General features: G+C 70.6%; 15 protein-coding genes. 2 read left to right on the forward strand and 13 right to left on the reverse strand.

Features of this window, described 5'->3' with window-relative positions; all coding sequences use genetic code 11:
* Nucleotides 1–261: 261 nt before the first annotated feature.
* From ABTZ59_RS18340 to ABTZ59_RS18400, 13 genes are all read right to left on the reverse strand, one after another.
* Nucleotides 262–921, reverse strand: a complete 660-nt coding sequence (locus ABTZ59_RS18340) for an arsenate reductase/protein-tyrosine-phosphatase family protein (protein ID WP_351399891.1) — start codon at nt 919–921, stop codon at nt 262–264.
* The gene (locus ABTZ59_RS18345) at nt 918–1565 is read right to left on the reverse strand and encodes an L-threonylcarbamoyladenylate synthase (RefSeq protein WP_351399911.1); all 648 of its coding nucleotides are present in this window, start codon (nt 1563–1565) and stop codon (nt 918–920) included. The genes ABTZ59_RS18340 and ABTZ59_RS18345 overlap by 4 nt, the downstream gene beginning before the upstream one ends.
* A gap of 104 nt (nt 1566–1669) precedes the next feature.
* Nucleotides 1670–2509, reverse strand: coding sequence for a peptide chain release factor N(5)-glutamine methyltransferase (gene prmC, locus ABTZ59_RS18350; protein ID WP_351400288.1), 840 nt, complete (start codon nt 2507–2509; stop codon nt 1670–1672).
* A gap of 96 nt (nt 2510–2605) precedes the next feature.
* Nucleotides 2606–3685: a peptide chain release factor 1 gene (prfA, locus tag ABTZ59_RS18355; RefSeq protein WP_351399928.1), complete on the reverse strand. Its 1080-nt coding sequence runs from the start codon at nt 3683–3685 to the stop codon at nt 2606–2608.
* A 100-nt stretch (nt 3686–3785) separates the two neighbouring features.
* On the reverse strand, nt 3786–4010 hold the full coding sequence (rpmE, locus tag ABTZ59_RS18360) for a 50S ribosomal protein L31 (protein ID WP_351399950.1): 225 nt from the start codon (nt 4008–4010) through the stop codon (nt 3786–3788).
* 255 nt (nt 4011–4265) lie between these two features.
* Nucleotides 4266–5366 carry an LCP family protein gene (locus ABTZ59_RS18365; protein ID WP_351399971.1) on the reverse strand — a complete coding sequence of 367 codons (1101 nt, stop codon included), beginning with the start codon at nt 5364–5366 and terminating at the stop codon, nt 4266–4268.
* Nucleotides 5367–5575: 209 nt separating this feature from the next.
* Nucleotides 5576–7651: a transcription termination factor Rho gene (gene rho, locus ABTZ59_RS18370; RefSeq protein WP_351399988.1), complete on the reverse strand. Its 2076-nt coding sequence runs from the start codon at nt 7649–7651 to the stop codon at nt 5576–5578.
* 394 nt (nt 7652–8045) lie between these two features.
* The gene (gene thrB, locus ABTZ59_RS18375; RefSeq protein WP_351400000.1) at nt 8046–8963 is read right to left on the reverse strand and encodes a homoserine kinase; all 918 of its coding nucleotides are present in this window, start codon (nt 8961–8963) and stop codon (nt 8046–8048) included.
* Nucleotides 8964–9260: 297 nt separating this feature from the next.
* Complete coding sequence (gene thrC, locus ABTZ59_RS18380) at nt 9261–10343, reverse strand: threonine synthase (protein WP_351400015.1); 1083 nt, start codon at nt 10341–10343, stop codon at nt 9261–9263.
* Between the two features lie 7 nt (nt 10344–10350).
* Nucleotides 10351–11652 (reverse strand): homoserine dehydrogenase, encoded by a 1302-nt coding sequence (locus ABTZ59_RS18385; protein WP_351400036.1) that lies wholly within the window; start codon nt 11650–11652, stop codon nt 10351–10353.
* 108 nt (nt 11653–11760) lie between these two features.
* Nucleotides 11761–13155: a diaminopimelate decarboxylase gene (gene lysA, locus ABTZ59_RS18390; protein ID WP_351400052.1), complete on the reverse strand. Its 1395-nt coding sequence runs from the start codon at nt 13153–13155 to the stop codon at nt 11761–11763.
* Nucleotides 13156–13178: 23 nt separating this feature from the next.
* Nucleotides 13179–14351, reverse strand: a complete 1173-nt coding sequence (nrtL, locus tag ABTZ59_RS18395) for an ArgS-related anticodon-binding protein NrtL (RefSeq protein WP_351400065.1) — start codon at nt 14349–14351, stop codon at nt 13179–13181.
* A gap of 55 nt (nt 14352–14406) precedes the next feature.
* Nucleotides 14407–14889, reverse strand: a complete 483-nt coding sequence (locus ABTZ59_RS18400; RefSeq protein ID WP_351400095.1) for a response regulator — start codon at nt 14887–14889, stop codon at nt 14407–14409.
* A gap of 134 nt (nt 14890–15023) precedes the next feature.
* On the opposite strand from ABTZ59_RS18400, the gene ABTZ59_RS18405 reads away from it, so the two are divergent.
* Both ABTZ59_RS18405 and ABTZ59_RS18410 read left to right on the forward strand, forming a co-directional pair.
* Nucleotides 15024–15458: a hypothetical protein gene (locus ABTZ59_RS18405; RefSeq protein WP_351400100.1), complete on the forward strand. Its 435-nt coding sequence runs from the start codon at nt 15024–15026 to the stop codon at nt 15456–15458.
* A 144-nt stretch (nt 15459–15602) separates the two neighbouring features.
* Nucleotides 15603–16259 carry a DNA-binding response regulator gene (locus tag ABTZ59_RS18410; RefSeq protein WP_351400109.1) on the forward strand — a complete coding sequence of 219 codons (657 nt, stop codon included), beginning with the start codon at nt 15603–15605 and terminating at the stop codon, nt 16257–16259.
* The last annotated feature ends 5 nt before the right edge of the window (nt 16260–16264 follow it).

A 16264-nucleotide genomic window follows, 5' to 3' on the forward strand; every position in this document is an offset into this window, starting at 1 on the left:
GTGCGCGATGGACGACATGGGTTTCCCGGGCGCCCGGACGTTCCGGGTGCCCACGACCGCCGGCGAGTGAGCCGAAGGGCGCGCCGCTGTCGAAAGGGAGAGCGCGCGGAGGTTCCCGAGGTACGAGGGAATCGAGCACGGTCGACCGTCGACAGTGGCATAAGGCGCCCGGAGGCGAACCGAGCCCTCAAAAGGAGGGGCCGCGCGGCGGTGCGGAAACGCAGGCGCTCACGTCTGTCTGTGCCCCGATCCCCGGCCCGTCTAAGGCAACCCCGGCCGCGCCGGGACACCCGTCAGCGCCGTGACGACCGGGTCCAGCGCCTGGTGGATCTCCTCGCCGATGGAGCGGAAGAACGTGATGGGCGCCCCGTACGGGTCGTAGACCTCGTCCGCGTCCGCCGTGGGCGCCAGCAACCAGCCGCGGAGCGCCGCCGCCGCGCGGACCAGGGCGCGGGCGCGCTCGACCACGCCCTCGTCGAGGGGGTCGGGCAGCGTCGCCGGGTCTATGGCGCGCACCAGCCGGGTGAACTCCTTGAGCGTGAAGGTACGCAGCCCCGCCGAGTGGCCCATGGAGATCACCTGGGCGCGGTGGTCGCGGGTCGCGGTGAGGACCAGGTCGGCACGGATGACATGTTCGTCGAGCAGCTCACGGCCGACGAAGCCGGAGGCGTCCGCGCCGAAGTCGGCCAGCACGGCTTCGGCGTTGGCCTCCATGGCGGCGCCCTCGTGCCCCCAGGTGCCCGCGCTCTCCACGATCAGGCCGCCGGTGAGCCGCTCGCCGAGGCGGACGGTCAGGGCATGCCGGTTCAGCCGCTCGGTGATGGGCGAGCGGCACACGTTGCCGGTGCTGACGTGGAGGATGCGGAAGGTGTTGCCGGTGAATACGTTCTCCGCTATGCCACGCCCCTCAGGGGCGGTCAATTGGCCACCTCAAGGTCGGGTACCACCTTGCGGAGCTCGTCCGCGTCCAGGGCGCCGGCCCGCAGCAGCACCGGGACCCCGCCGGTGACGTCGACGATCGAGGAGGGGACGATCCCGGGCGTCGGGCCGCCGTCCAGATAGACGGAGACGGCGTCCCCGAGCATCTCCTGCGCGGCATCGCAGTCCTCGGGGGCCGGGTGTCCCGTGAGATTGGCGCTGGAGACGGCCATCGGGCCGACCTCGGTGAGCAGTTCGATGGCGACGGGGTGCAGCGGCATCCGGATGGCGACGGTGCCGCGGGTGTCCCCGAGGTCCCACTGGAGGGACGGCTGGTGCTTGGCGACGAGGGTGAGGGCGCCGGGCCAGAACGCGTCGACCAGTTCCCAGGCCTGCTCGGAGAAGTCGGTGACAAGGCCGTGCAGGGTGTTCGGGGAACCGATCAGGACAGGGGTGGGCATATTGCGGCCACGCCCCTTGGCCGCCAGCAGATCGGAGACGGCCTCGGAGCTGAAGGCGTCCGCACCGATCCCGTAGACGGTGTCGGTGGGCAGCACGACCAGCTCACTACGGCGGACGGCCGACGCGGCCTCGCGCAGACCCGTCGTACGGTCGGTCGCGTCGTTGCAGTCGTATCGCCGTGCCATTTAGCCGGCCCTCCTGTGGTGTGATGCCCGGTTCGCCGCCGGTGCGGCTGTCTGTGCGGCGCTCGAAACGGCGCCCGGTGCTGCGCTCCGTGCGGCCGGCGCGGTCACGGCATGGCCTTACGGGCTGTCGCGAAGCGCGGTCGCTTGTTCAGGTCGGGGTGGTCGGCGGCGTCGGCCCAGCCGGATTCCTCGCTGAAGATCCATGGCACCTGGCCGCCCTGGGTGTCCGCGTGCTCGACGACGACCAGACCGCCGGGCCGCAGCAGCCGGTGCGCGGTGCGTTCGATGCCACGGATCGTGTCGAGGCCGTCCTCGCCGGAGAAGAGGGCCATCTCCGGATCGTGGTCACGGGCCTCGGGCGCGACGTACTCCCACTCGGTCAGCGGGATGTACGGCGGATTGGAGATGACCAGGTCGACCTGGCCGTCGAGCTCCGTGAGGGCGCTCAGGGCGTCTCCCTGGTGGACGGTGACCCTGGACCCCTCCGCGTTCTTCCGCGTCCAGGCGAGGGCCTGCTCGGACAGCTCCACGGCGTGTACGCGCGAGCGCGGCACCTCCTGTGCCATCGCGAGCGCGATCGCGCCGGAGCCCGCGCACAGGTCGACGATCAGCGGCTCCACGACGTCCATGGCGCGTACGGCGTCTATCGCCCAGCCGACGACCGACTCGGTCTCCGGGCGCGGCACGAACACGCCGGGGCCCACCTGGAGTTCCAGATAGCGGAAGAAGGCACGTCCGGTGATGTGCTGGAGCGGCTCGCGGGCCTCGCGGCGGGCCACGGCCTCCCAGTAGCGGGCGTCGAAGTCCGCGTCCTTGACGTTGTGCAGCTCTCCCCGCTTGACCCCGTGCACATACGCGGCGAGCTCCTCCGCGTCGAAGCGCGGCGAGGGCACGCCCGCGTCCGCCAGCCGCTGAGTGGCCTGGGCCACCTCGGCGAGCAGCAGGCTGCCGCGGCCGGCGGGCCCGCGACGGAGCCGCTGAGGGTCGCTGTGCCCACCGGGAAGTGGCTGCACGCTGGTTCCTCCGGACTGCGAGAGTGGTTACTGGGCGGCGGCGAGCTTCGCCGCGGAGTCGGCGTCGACGCAGGCCTGGATGACCGCGTCCAGCTCTCCGTCGAGCACCTGGTCCAAGTTGTACGCCTTGAAGCCGACGCGGTGGTCGGAGATCCGGTTTTCCGGGAAGTTGTACGTCCGGATCTTCTCGGACCTGTCGACCGTCCGCACCTGGCTGCGCCGGGCGTCCGCGGCGTTCTTCTCCGCCTCCTCCTGCGCCGCCGCGAGAAGCCGCGAGCGAAGGATACGCATGGCCTGCTCCTTGTTCTGGAGCTGGCTCTTCTCGTTCTGGCAGGAGGCGACGACGCCGGTCGGCAGATGGGTGATGCGGACAGCGGAGTCGGTGGTGTTGACGGACTGGCCGCCGGGTCCCGAGGAGCGGTAGACGTCGATCCGCAGATCGTTCGCGTGGATCTCGACGTCGACCTCCTCCGCCTCGGGCGTGACGAGCACACCGGCGGCGGAGGTGTGGATACGGCCCTGCGACTCGGTGGACGGCACGCGCTGTACGCGGTGCACCCCGCCCTCGTACTTCAGCCGGGCCCAGACGCCCTGTCCTGGCTCGGTGGCGCCGTTGCCGCCCTTGGTCTTCACGGCGACCTGGACGTCCTTGTAGCCGCCCAGCTCGGATTCGGTGGCGTCGATGATCTCGGTCTTCCAGCCGACGCGCTCCGCATACCGCAGATACATGCGCAGCAGGTCGCCCGCGAAGAGCGCCGACTCGTCGCCGCCCGCGCCGGCCTTGACCTCCAGGATGACGTCCTTGTCGTCGCTGGGGTCGCGCGGTACGAGCAGCAGGCGGAGCTTCTCGGTCAGCTCCTCGCGCCGCTTCTCCAGTTCCTTGACCTCGGCGGCGAAATCGGGATCGTCGGCCGCGAACTCGCGGGCGGTGACGATGTCCTCACCGGTCTGCTTCCAGGAGCGGTAGGTGCCGATGATCGGGGTGAGTTCGGCGTAACGCTTGTTGAGCTTGCGCGCGTGTCCCTGGTCCGCGTGGACCGACGGGTCGGCGAGCTTCTTCTCCAGATCGGCGTGCTCGCCGATCAGTTCCTCGACCGCCTCGAACATCGGGGGCTCCTGGTTTCCGTACGAAAGGTGCTTCGGGACGCCAAAGCGCCGGTCTCGGCGCCCCGGTCAACGGGGCACCGAGAACCGGCGCGGTTGCTCGCTACTTGTTGGCGGAGGCGGCGGCCTTGCCGAAGCGGGCCTCGAAGCGGGCCACGCGGCCACCGGTGTCGAGGATCTTCTGCTTGCCCGTGTAGAACGGGTGGCACTCGGAGCAGAGGTCGGCACGGATGGTGCCGGACTCGATGGTGCTCCGGGTGGTGAACGACGCACCGCAGGTGCAGCTGACCTGGGTCTCGACGTACGCGGGGTGGATGTCGCGCTTCAAGGGGTTCTCCTAGGGAACTTCCCCGCGCGGAGGCGGGGAGGGTGCCGGGTCGCACGTGCGGAGTGCGCGTGCGTGAACCGGGACCGACGTACCAGTCTGCCAGGACCGGCCGTATCTCCCAAAACCGGGGTGCGGCGGAAAGTATTCCGGATTCCGCCCCACAACCCATGGAAAGCCGGTGCCTCGGCGGGCGGATCGCGGGGGCGGGCGGGCGAGGTACGGGGGACGGCGCGCGGATCGCGGGGTGCGGGCCGGTCAGCCGCCCTCCACCACGCCATTCGCGTCGCCCTGGTCGCCCGCGGAGTCCCTGGTCGCGGAGGCGGGGATGGGCCTGTCCTGCCTGAGAGCCGTCCAGACCTGCTCGGATTCGGCCTGGAGGGGCAGCACGCGGTTCCGGTCGGCGGGGTCGTACCGGACCGGGAGCGTGATCATCTGGACGTCCTTGGCCCCGAGGTTCTTGAGGCTGTCGGCGAATCCGACCAGTTCGGGGATCGAATCGAGCTCGGAGTCGGGGGTGATCGCGCGGGTGGCGGTGTCGGCGAGGTCGTACAGCTTCTTCGGGCTGCTGAACAGGCCAATGCTCCTGACCTGGTCGATCAGCGCCTTGACGAAGGCCTGCTGGAGCTCTATCCGGCCCAGGTCGCTGCCGTCGCCGACGCTGTGGCGGGTGCGTACGAGACCGAGGGACTGCTCACCGTCGAGCGTGTGGGTGCCGGGCGCGAGCCTCAGATGGCTCTTGGGGTCGTCGATGGCCCGCGTGGTGGTGATCCGGACGCCGCCGAGCTGGTCGACGAGCTTCTTGAAGCCGGTGAAATCGACCTCGATGTAGTGATCCATGCGGACACCGGACATCGTCTCGACGGTCTTCACGGCGCAGGCGGCGCCACCGACCTCGTACGCCGTGTTGAACATGGCGAGCCGCGCGCCGGGCACGGTGGCGCCCTTGGAGTCGGTGCACTCGGGACGGTCGATCAGGGTGTCCCGGGGTATCGAGACGACGCTGGCCGTCTTGTGGCCCTTGTGGACATGGACGACCATCGCGGTGTCGGAGCGGGCGCCGCCGCCGTCCTGGCCGTACACGGCGTTCGCGCCGGACCTGGAGTCGGAGCCGAGGACGAGGATGTCCTCGGAGCCGTTGTCGGCGTCGGGCGGGCGGTCGCGGCCCAGCAGGGCGTTGATGTCGATGCCCGAGAGATTGCCGTCGAGCTTGACATAGACGTAACCGAGCCCGGAGCCGCCGAGGAGCACCAGAGCCGCGGCGAACCACGCCAGGAAGGTGGTCGCGCGCCGGCGCTTGCCCGAGGTCTTGCGGCGCCTGTCGCCGCCACGTATTCGGCTGTCGCTCCGGTCGGTCATGGTCTCCCTCATCCGTCGCGCCGGTTCCGCTGCCTCCCGCCGGGTGATGTGGGGCGTTCTGTCGCCACTCGTCCCCACAGTGAAGCACCGAGAAGGGTGGGACGGCACGCTGTGGCAGGTCCGCGGGCGCGGGCCCGGAGACGGAAAACCGCCCCCTCGCCGGAGCGAGAAGGCGGATGTCCGTGAGCGTCGGACCTGGTCAGTCCCGGTCAGTCGGTGCCGTTGCCGTTGCCGGGGCCGGGCGTCGTCTTCTGGATCTGGAGCAGGAACTCCGCGTTCGACTTCGTCTGCTTCATCTTGTCCAGCAGCAGCTCGATCGCCTGCTGCTGGTCGAGGGCGTGCAGCACGCGGCGCAGCTTCCAGACGACAGCGAGCTCGTCGCTGCCGAGCAGGATCTCTTCCTTACGGGTGCTGGACGCGTCCACGTCCACCGCCGGGAAGATGCGCTTGTCGGAGAGCTTCCGGTCGAGCTTGAGCTCCATGTTGCCGGTGCCCTTGAACTCCTCGAAGATCACCTCGTCCATCCGCGAGCCGGTCTCGACCAGCGCGGTGGCCAGGATGGTCAGCGAGCCGCCGTCCTCGATGTTGCGCGCCGCGCCGAAGAAGCGCTTCGGCGGGTAGAGCGCGGTCGAGTCGACACCACCGGACAGGATGCGCCCGGAGGCGGGAGCCGCGAGGTTGTACGCACGGCCCAGACGGGTGATGGAGTCCAGCAGGACGACCACGTCGTGACCCAGCTCCACCAGGCGCTTGGCGCGCTCGATGGCCAGTTCGGCGACGGTGGTGTGGTCCTCGGCCGGGCGGTCGAAGGTCGAGGAGATGACCTCGCCCTTGACCGACCGCTGCATGTCGGTGACCTCTTCCGGGCGCTCGTCGACGAGGACGACCATCAGATGGCACTCGGGGCTGTTGACCGTGATCGCGTTGGCGATGGCCTGGAGGATCATGGTCTTACCGGTCTTCGGCGGGGCCACGATCAGACCGCGCTGGCCCTTGCCGATGGGGGCGACCAGGTCGATGATCCGCGTCGTCAGCACACCCGGGTCGGTCTCCAGCCGGAGCCGGTCCTGCGGGTAGAGCGGCGTCAACTTCTGGAACTCCGGTCGGCCGCGGCCGGTTTCGGGCGCCATGCCGTTGACGGAGTCGAGGCGGACCAGCGCGTTGAACTTCTCGCGGCGCTCGCCTTCCTTGGGCTGGCGGACCGCGCCGGTGACATGGTCACCCTTGCGCAGGCCGTTCTTGCGGACCTGGGCGAGCGAGACGTACACGTCGTTGGGCCCCGGCAGGTAGCCGGACGTCCTGATGAACGCGTAGTTGTCGAGGATGTCGAGGATGCCCGCGACGGGGATCAGCACATCGTCGTCGGCGACCTGCGGCTCGCCGGGCCCGAACTCGTCACGGCCGCGGCGGCCACGGCGGTCGCGGTAGCGCCCGCGCCGGCCGCGCCGGCCGCCCGCCTCGTCGTCGAAGTCGTCCTGCGGGCCGGTGTTCTGGCCGCCGCCCTGGCCCTGGCCCTGGCCGCCGCCGCGGTTGTCGCGCTGCTGGCGGCTGCCGCCGCCCTGCTGCTGACCGCCCTGGCCGCCCTGCTGCTCCTCGCCCTTGCCCCGGCGGTCGCGCTGGCGGTCACGGCGGTCGCCGCGCTCGCCGCGGTCACGGTCGCCGCGCTGACCGCGGTCCTGGCGCTCGCCGCGCCGGCCGTCGGCCTCGGCCTGCGCCGAGCCGTTGGCGGACGCGGAGACGGCCGCCTCGGCCTTGGCGTCGGGCTGAGCCTCGACCTTGACATCGGCCGGGGCTTCGGCCCTGGCGTCCGCGGCGGTCTCGGGGCTGCCCGCCTGCGCGGTGGCCCTGCGACGGCGGCGCTCGCCCGTGGGCTGATCGTCACTGGCGGGCTGGCCGGGGATGTCGATCTGCTGCTGGGCCACGGCCGTCTCGGCCTTGCCGGACGTGTCCTCGGCGGCATCGCCCGTGCGTGCCTTGGAGGTCGCGCGCCGCTTCGGCTTGGTCTCGGCGTCGGCGCTGCCGGAGTCGGCGCTCTTGGCGGCGGACGAACCCCCGGCCTGCGCCTCCTTGATGACCTCGATCAGCTGGCTCTTGCGCATCCGCGCGGTGCCCCTGATGCCGAGGCCTGACGCGACCTGCTGCAGCTCGGCCAGGACCATGCCGTCGAGGCCGGTGCCGGAGCGGCGGCGCCGTGCGGTGGTGCCAGTGGCAGCACCTTCGGCGGGCGCGGTCGTGTCGACAGTGCTGTCGGCAGTCACGCCCATCAGATCGGTGGTGTCGCTCACGAAGGGTCCTTCCCTGGAGCGGACGTCGGCCTTCTGGCTCGGCGACCGGTTGTGCTGTCCGACTGCGGTCCTGTCTTGTGGACCGTGCCGGGGCGGTGGTCCCGCCGGGTATGGCGGAGAAATCTGCAAACGTGCATACGTGCGATGGGTCCGGCCCGAGGTCCCCCTGCTCGGCCCACCACTGGGAAAAGCGGGGGGTGTCGTGCCGGTTCCGGTGCGTGCTCAAAACTGCTCAGGCAGGCTGCTCAGGCAGTTGGGGAGGCTCCCGGAAGAAGGGTGGTCCCGAAGCGGGACACGAAGCACCGCGCCTCAAAGACGTCGGTTGCAGACTTGAGGTTAACACTACCGGCTCCAACAAACATTCCCCCTCTCACTCACCGGCAATCTCCTGTGGCTACGAGCCGAGCGGCAGAACGCTCGTCCCGGCGTCGTCGAGGGAGAGCCGATTGGCCGCCCATCCCTCGCCCGCGAGCCGTGCGACCTTGTCGGCCGCACCGTCCTCGACCAGCGCGAGGACCGTGGGGCCCGCGCCGGAGATGACCGCGGGGACGCCGTCCGCGCGCAGTCGGTTGACAAGTGCGATGCTCTGCGGCATCGCCGGGGTCCGATAGTCCTGGTGGAGCCGGTCCTCGGTGGCCGCGAGCAGCAGCTCGGGGCGCCTGGTCAGGGCCTCTACGAGCAGGGCCGCACGGCCTGCGTTGACCGCCGCGTCCACATGCGGGACGTTACGCGGCAGCAGACCGCGGGCGGTCTCGGTGAGAACCGGGCTCCCGGGCACGAAAACCACCGGAACGATGGAATCGGCGGGCTTCATCCTGATGGCGCGCGCCGCCCCGCCGTCCATCCAGGCCACCGTGAATCCGCCGAGCAGACAGGCGGCGACATTGTCGGGGTGCCCCTCGATCTCGGTGGCCAGTTCGAGCAGGGCCACGTCGTCCAGCCGGACGTCGCCGCCTATGGTCACCGCGCGCGCGGCGACGATCCCGGCGCAGATCGCGGCCGACGAGGAGCCCAGACCGCGACCGTGCGGGATGCGGTTGGCGCAGACGACCTCCAGGCCGCGCGGCTGCCCGCCGAGCAGTTCGAAGGCCGTGCGCAGGGACCGTACGAGCAGGTGGTTCTCGTCACGGGGAAGCGTTTCCGCGCCCTCACCCGCGATGTCGACATGCAGGCCGGAATCGGCGACGCGGACGACCACGTCGTCGTAGAGCCCCAGCGACAGGCCGAAGGCGTCGAAGCCCGGACCGAGATTGGCGCTGGTGGCGGGGGTGCGCACCCGTACGGCGGCGGCGCGGAACGCGGGACCGGCCATCGCTCTGACGACTCTCCTTGTGGCTGCGGGACTACCGGGGTGGTGACTGCGGGATTCGGCTGCGAGACAGGGGCTGCTGCGAGATGTTCGAGGACATACGGAACACCCGAGGGCCACAGGGGCAACACCGCGGCATATGCGGCGGGGCGGGTTGAGTACAGCTTATCGAAGGAAGGTTCCATGGCGACATAGGGCGCACAGGAGGCGCACGATGCGTGTCGCACGGCTCCTGTGCGCCGAAGGCCGGGCCGGTGGCGCTGGACGTTCCTGTGGCCGGTTTCTACGCCTGGCCGGTTTCTACGCCAGGCCCAGGCGCTGGGCCGCCGCGACCGCGTCCACCGGTACGGTGACCGGCTGGGGCGCCCCCGCGACCGCCCAGTCCGGGTCCTTGAGGCCGTTTCCCGTGACGGTGCAGACGATGCGCTGGCCGGGGTCGACCTTGCCCTCTTCCGCGGCCTTGAGCAGTCCGGCGACCGAGGCGGCCGAGGCGGGCTCGACGAAGACGCCCTCCTGAGAGGCCAACAGCCGGTAGGCGGCCAGGATCTGCCGGTCGGTCACCTCGTCGATGAAGCCGCCGGACTCGTCACGGGCCGCCAGCGCGAACTGCCAGGACGCCGGGTTGCCGATCCGGATCGCGGTGGCGACGGTGTGGGGGTCCTTGACGATCTCGCCGCGCACGATCGGCGCGGAGCCGGACGCCTGGTAGCCCCACATCCGCGGGGTGCTCGCGGCGGGGCCGTCGGCGGCGTACTGGGTGTAGCCCTTCCAGTACGCCGTGATGTTGCCGGCGTTCCCGACGGGCAGCACATGGATGTCGGGGGCGTCGCCCAGCGCGTCCACGATTTCGAAGGCGGCGGTCTTCTGGCCTTCGATACGGACCGGATTGACCGAATTGACCAGCGCCACCGGGTAGTTGTCGGACAGTGAGCGCGCCAGCGTCAGACAGTCGTCGAAGTTGCCCTCGACCTGGAGGATGCGCGCGCCGTGGACGAGCGCCTGGCCCATCTTGCCCAGCGCGATCTTTCCCTGGGGTACGAGCACGGCGCAGACCATTCCGGCGCGCACCGCGTAGGCGGCGGCCGAGGCCGAGGTGTTGCCGGTGGAGGCGCAGATGACCGCCTGGGCGCCCTCCTCCTTGGCCCGGGTGATGGCCATGGTCATGCCACGGTCCTTGAAGGATCCGGTGGGGTTGGCGCCCTCGACCTTGAGATGAACGTCACATCCCGTGCGCTCGGACAGCACCTGCGCCGGGACGAGTGGCGTACCACCCTCACGGAGCGTGACGACCTGCGTCCCGTCCGTCACCGGGAGGCGGTCCCGGTACTCCTCGATGATGCCTCGCCACTGGTGGGTGCCCTGGTGGGTACCGATGCTGGTCATGGGTCCCTTACTCCCCTTCTACGCGCATGATGCTGGCGACACCGCGCACGGTGTCGAGCTTGCGCAGCGCTTCGACCGTCCCGGAGAGGGCGGCGTCCGGCGCGCGGTGGGTGACGACGACGAGGGCGGCTTCACCGCCACCGTCCTGCCGGCCTTGCTGACGTACCGTATCGATCGATACACCATGCTCGGCGAAGACCGTGGCGACCTGGGCGAGTACGCCCGGTTTGTCGGCCACGTCGAGACTGATGTGGTAGCGCGTCACGACCTCGCCCATGGGGCTCACGGGCAGCTGGGTGTACGCCGACTCGCCGGGGCCCGTGGCCTCGTTGAGCTTGTTGCGACAGACGGCGACGAGGTCGCCGAGCACGGCGGAGGCGGTCGGGGAGCCGCCGGCGCCGGGGCCGTAGAACATCAGCTGTCCGGCCGCCTCGGCCTCGACGAAGACGGCGTTGTACGCCTCGCGCACGGAGGCGAGCGGATGGCTGAGCGGGATCATCGCCGGGTGGACCCGCGCGGTGACGGACCGGCCGTCGGCGGCGCGCTCACAGATGGCGAGGAGTTTGACGGTGCAGCCCATCCGTTTCGCCGAGGCGAGGTCGGCGGAGGTGACCTCCGTGATGCCCTCGCGGTGCACATCGTCGAGCCGTACCCGGGTGTGGAAGGCGATCCCGGCGAGGATCGCGGCCTTGGCGGCGGCGTCGAAGCCCTCGACGTCGGCGGTCGGGTCGGCCTCCGCGTAGCCGAGGGCGGTGGCCTCGTCGAGCGCTTCGGAGTAGCCGGAGCCCGCGGTGTCCATCCGGTCGAGGATGAAGTTGGTGGTGCCGTTGACGATGCCGAGGACCCTGTTCACCTTGTCACCGGCGAGGGACTCGCGCAGCGGCCTGATCAGCGGGATGGCGCCGGCGACGGCCGCCTCGAAATACAGATCCCGGCCGTGCCGCTCGGCCGCCGCGTAGAGCGTCGCGCCGTCCTCGGCGAGCAGGGCCTTGTTGGCGGAGACCACGGAGGCGCCGTGCTCGAACGCGGTGGTGATCAGCGCCCGGGCGGGTTCGATCCCGCCGATGACCTCGACGACCACGTCGATGTCGCCGCGCTTGACCAGCGCGGTGGCGTCGGTGGTGATCAGCGCGGGATCGATGCCCTCACGCACCTTGGAGGGGCGCCGGACGGCCACCCCGGCCAGCTCGACCGGGGCCCCGATCCGGGCCGCGAGGTCGTCGGCGTGCGTCGTCATGATGCGCGCCACCTCTGAGCCGACCACTCCACAGCCCAGCAGCGCCACCTTCAGCGGACGCGTACGCATCATCCGACCTACGCCTTTCATCCATCACAGCTGTTTAAAGCAGGAATCCGAACCAGTCTCACTCACTGGACGGGGCTTTCTGTCCCTCGTCCAGATCGCGAGACATGTATGTCAGTGACCGACATCGAGACGCAGAAGATCTTCCTCCGTCTCACGCCGGACGATCACCCGTGCCTCACCGTCCCTGACGGCGACGACGGGCGGCCGGAGCGCGTGGTTGTAGTTGCTCGCCATCGAGCGGCAGTACGCGCCGGTGGCGGGGACGGCGATCAGATCACCGGGCGCCAGATCGGCGGGCAGGAACGCGTCACGTACGACGATGTCGCCGCTCTCGCAGTGCTTGCCGACGACGCGCGTCAGCATCGCCTCGGCGTCGGACCTGCGGGAGACGAGCGCCACGCTGTACTCGGCGTCGTACAGGGCCGTACGGATGTTGTCGGACATGCCACCGTCCACACTGACATACGTTCGCAGCCCTTCGAGCGGCTTGATCGTGCCGACCTCGTACAGGGTGAAGGCCGTCGGCCCCACGATCGCGCGCCCCGGCTCGACGGAGATCCGCGGGGTGCGCAGCCCGGCGGACTCACACTCACGGGTGACGATGTCGCGGAGGGCCTTCGCGATGTCGTTCGGCTCGCGCGGATCGTCCTCGGAGGTGTACGCGATCCCGAGGCCGCCACCGAGGTCGATCTCGGGAAGTTCCACGCCGTGCTCGTCGCGCACCTGGGCGAGGAGTTGCACGACGCGGCGGGCGGAGACCTCGAAACCGGCCATGTCGAAGATCTGCGAGCCGATGTGGGAGTGGATACCGATCAGTTCGAGCCCGTCGAGCTTGAGGGCCCGCCTGACGGCCTCCGCCGCCTGCCCGCCGGCGAGGGCGACCCCGAACTTCTGGTCCTCGTGCGCGGTGGCGATGAACTCGTGGGTATGCGCCTCGACGCCGACCGTAACCCGGATCTGGACGGGCTGGCGCCTGCCGAGGCGCTGGGCGACATGCGCGACCTGGACGATCTCCTGGAAGGAGTCGAGGACGATACGGCCGACGCCGGCGGAGACGGCCCGTTCGATCTCCTGGACGGACTTGTTGTTGCCGTGGAAGGCGATCCGCTCGGCGGGCATACCGGCCGCGAGCGCGGTGGCGAGCTCACCGCCGGAGCAGACGTCGAGGTTGAGGCCCTCTTCATCGAGCCAGCGGACCACGGCCCGGGAGAGGAACGCCTTGCCCGCGTAGAACACATCGGCGTCCTTGCCGAAGGCGTCGGCCCAGGCGCGGCAGCGGGCGCGGAAGTCCGCCTCGTCGAGGATGTACGCGGGGGTGCCGAACTCCTCGGCCAGCCGGGTCACTTCGATCCCCGCGACGGTCGCCACCCCGTCCTCGTTCCGGCGGACCGTGCGTGACCAGACCTTCTCGTCAAGGACGTTGAGGTCGGCGGCGGGCGCGGTGTAGTGGCCCTCGGGGAGGACATCCGCGTGGCGGGGGCCTGCGGGGTGTGCGGAACGGCTCATGTTCTTGGCTCTCTTGGTTCTTTTCAGAGGTATGCGGGGGCATCGATGCCGAGCAGGGACAGGCCGCCGGCCAGCACGGTCCCGGTGGCGTCGGCGAGCGCGAGCCGGGAGCGGTGGGCGGCCGAGGGTTTCTCGTCACCGAGCGGCAGCGGGCGGCAGGTCTCCTGGAAGCGCAGGAACGCGTCCGCGGTCTGTTCGAGATGGCGGGCGAGCCGATCGGGCGCGCGCAGCCGGGCGGCGGCTTCGAGGACGGTGGGGTGGTCGCCGAGGGCGGTGAGGAGAAGCGCGGTGGCGCCGCCGGGATCGGTGGTGATCTCCGGGACGGGGTCCGTGATCTCCGTGATCCCGGAGATCTCGGATATCTCGGGGATCGGGGGGGCATCGGGGGTGGGGGCGGGGATCGGCGCGCGGGCTCGATCGGGGGTGATGCCCAGGTGCGCCGCGTTGCGCGCGAGTGCGCGCGTACGGGCATACGCGTACCGCACCCGGAACAGGGGATTGCTCTCGCGCTGCGCGAGAAGGTCGGCGCCGGTGAGCGGGCGGTCGTGGACGGCGGGCCGCAGCAGCCCCCAGCGGGCCGCGTCGGGGCCGAGCCGGACGAAGAGGTCGTCGTCGGCGGGGGCGGGAACCGGGCGGAGCCTCTCCACGGCTCCGGCTCCGGGCACGATCTCCGCTCGCGCGCCCTGAGTACGGAGCAGTTCCACGACCGTGCGGGTCCAGAGGGCGGCCCGGGGCTCGTCGGAGGGGGCGAGCAGCACGCTCGTACCGGCGAGCGCGTCGCCGTGTCCGTAGCGCGGTCCCGCGCGCAGGATCGTACGGACCAGCTCGACGCGGCTGTCGCGGGCCAGGGTGAAGTTCAGGAAGCCGGGACCGGTGATCTCGATGCGGTCGATACCGGGAGCCATGCAGGGGCTCGTCGCGGGAGCCGCGTCGGCCGCGGAACGGTGGTCGCCCGCGTCGGCAGCGTCGGCCGCGGAGCGGAGGATGCTCGCGCGCACGATCTCGGCGACCTCACGGGGTGGCCGTCCGGCCGGGCCCGCCAGCCGCAGCGCGATATTGGTGGCGTAGTCCCCCCGGCCGCCGGGACGGGGCCGCTCGACCATGACCCGTTCGGGCACGGGCCCGGGGAGGGCGTCGTCCTCGACCGCACGGCACACGGCGCGCCGTACGGTTCGGGAGAGCTCGGCGGGGGTCACGGGACAAGCGTATGGGAGGAGGGGGGCCTCTTCGCGAACCGGTTTCGCGATGCGGTCAGCCGCGGGCGCTTCCGGCCCGCCCGACACCGTGCCTGCCGTCCCGCGAGGACGGGCCGTCCCGGTGCGTCAGCCGCCGTACGAGCCGGATCAGCTCGGCCGGCTCGAAGGGCTTGGCGAGGAAGGCGTCCACCCCGGCGGCGGTGCCGGAGTCCACCTCGTACTGCGTACAGGCACTGATGATCGCGACCGGCAGATCGCTGGTGCGGGGGTCGGCGCGCAGCCGCTGGGCGGTGCGGACCCCGTCGAGGCGCGGCATCACCACATCGAGGGTGATGACATCGGGCATGACGTCGTGTACCACTTCCAGGCACTCGGCACCATCGGCCGCGGTCACGACCTCGAACCCCTCTAGTTCGAGATTGACCCTGATCAGCTGCCTGATGACCCTGTTGTCGTCGACAACGAGCACCCGGCCGGACTCGCCCGACACCACTTGAGGGTAGGTCCGAACCCGGTGCCGCGTCCGGGTTTTGCCCACTTCCACCTCGCGCGGGCGACACGGGCGCGGCGCCCGAGCGGGCACCGTGCCCGCGTCGCGGCCATGTCGTGACCTCGCCATGAACAGCGACGGACCGGCCCACGGATCGTGGTGACCCGCCATAGGCTCTGGGTATGGAGCAGAGCGAAGTCGTTCTCAGGGCCATCGGCATTCTCACGCAGTCCGCTGAGTGGATCAGGACCGCCAACCGGGACTCGGACGGGGACGTCGGAGCGGAAGGCGGCGCGGGGGACGGCGAGCGGGCCTCCGGCGCGGGAGGCACCGGCGAACGGGCCTCCGGCGAGGGGGGCTCCGGCGAGGGGCAGATCGGATCGCTGCTCGCCGAGGTCTTCCCGTCGTTCACGGTCTCCCCGGAGTCCACCCCGCTCGAAGCGGCGCACGCGGTGACCGCCGCCGCGCTGCCCCCGATGATGCAGCTGATCGGAGCGTTCACCTACGTCTTCGCGCAGCTGGCCGAGGTCCATGACAGCGGCCGTACGGACATCACCTCGGAGGAGCTGCTGCGGGAGCTCGCACTGCGGATGTCCCGTTCGAACGACGCGGTGTAGCGACGGGTGAGACGGACGGACAGGACGGGCTGGACGGACGAGATGGCGTGAATGGACGGGGGACTCTACGCATCAAGGCGTAGACGACGTAGACGCATTCGGCCGGGCATGGCGGGACGCCCGCGGTTGGGGGGAGGATGAGGCATGCCGGAAAACGAAACCGTGAGCGTGGCGTTGATCGACGATCATCCCGTGGTGCTCGCCGGGATCGAATCCTGGTACGCCGCGTCGGAACGGCCGATCACCGTCACGGCCAAGGGCCCCGACCTCTCCGTAGCCATGAGCGGGCCCGGCCTGGCGGCGGATGTGGTGGTGCTCGACCTCCAGCTCTCCCAGGGAGTGCCCGCGTACCCCGAGCTGAAGCAACTGGTCGCGCGGGAGCGCCAGGTGATCATCTACACCATGCAGGAGAGCCAGGAGACGGCCCTCACCTGCCTGGATCTGGGCGCGTTCACCTATCTGACGAAGGCCGAGGGCGAGCGGCATCTCATGGCCGCCACCCTGGCCGCCGCCGACTGCCGGCCCTATACGCCGCCCGCGCTGGCCGGTGCTTTCGGCAGCGACGCCAGAAAGGGGCGCCCCGCGCTGACCCCGCGTGAGGTGGAGGTGCTGCTTGAGTGGTTCCAGTCGGAGTCGAAGGCCATGGTCGGCGAGAGCCTGGGCATCTCCGTACGTACGGTGAACACCTATCTGGAACGGGTACGGATCAAGTACGCCAACGCGGGACGGCCCGCGACGACCAAGGCGAATCTGGTCGCCAGGGCCATTCAGGACGGGCTGACCTCGCTGGACGAGCTCTGAACGCT

It is taken from the genome of Streptomyces sp. NPDC094034, from assembly GCF_040303865.1.
Taxonomy (GTDB): Bacteria; Actinomycetota; Actinomycetes; order Streptomycetales; family Streptomycetaceae; genus Streptomyces.

Coding starts and splice junctions, on each gene's coding strand:
- ABTZ59_RS18385 (WP_351400036.1), bottom strand. CDS start 11,652: ATGATGCGTACGCGTCCGCTGAAGGTGGCGCTGCTGGGCTGTGGAGTG.
- lysA (WP_351400052.1), bottom strand. CDS start 13,155: ATGAGCCGTTCCGCACACCCCGCAGGCCCCCGCCACGCGGATGTCCTC.
- thrB (WP_351400000.1), bottom strand. CDS start 8,963: ATGGCCGGTCCCGCGTTCCGCGCCGCCGCCGTACGGGTGCGCACCCCC.
- ABTZ59_RS18410 (WP_351400109.1), top strand. CDS start 15,603: ATGCCGGAAAACGAAACCGTGAGCGTGGCGTTGATCGACGATCATCCC.
- ABTZ59_RS18405 (WP_351400100.1), top strand. CDS start 15,024: ATGGAGCAGAGCGAAGTCGTTCTCAGGGCCATCGGCATTCTCACGCAG.
- ABTZ59_RS18365 (WP_351399971.1), bottom strand. CDS start 5,366: ATGACCGACCGGAGCGACAGCCGAATACGTGGCGGCGACAGGCGCCGC.
- prfA (WP_351399928.1), bottom strand. CDS start 3,685: ATGTTCGAGGCGGTCGAGGAACTGATCGGCGAGCACGCCGATCTGGAG.
- ABTZ59_RS18345 (WP_351399911.1), bottom strand. CDS start 1,565: ATGGCACGGCGATACGACTGCAACGACGCGACCGACCGTACGACGGGT.
- thrC (WP_351400015.1), bottom strand. CDS start 10,343: ATGACCAGCATCGGTACCCACCAGGGCACCCACCAGTGGCGAGGCATC.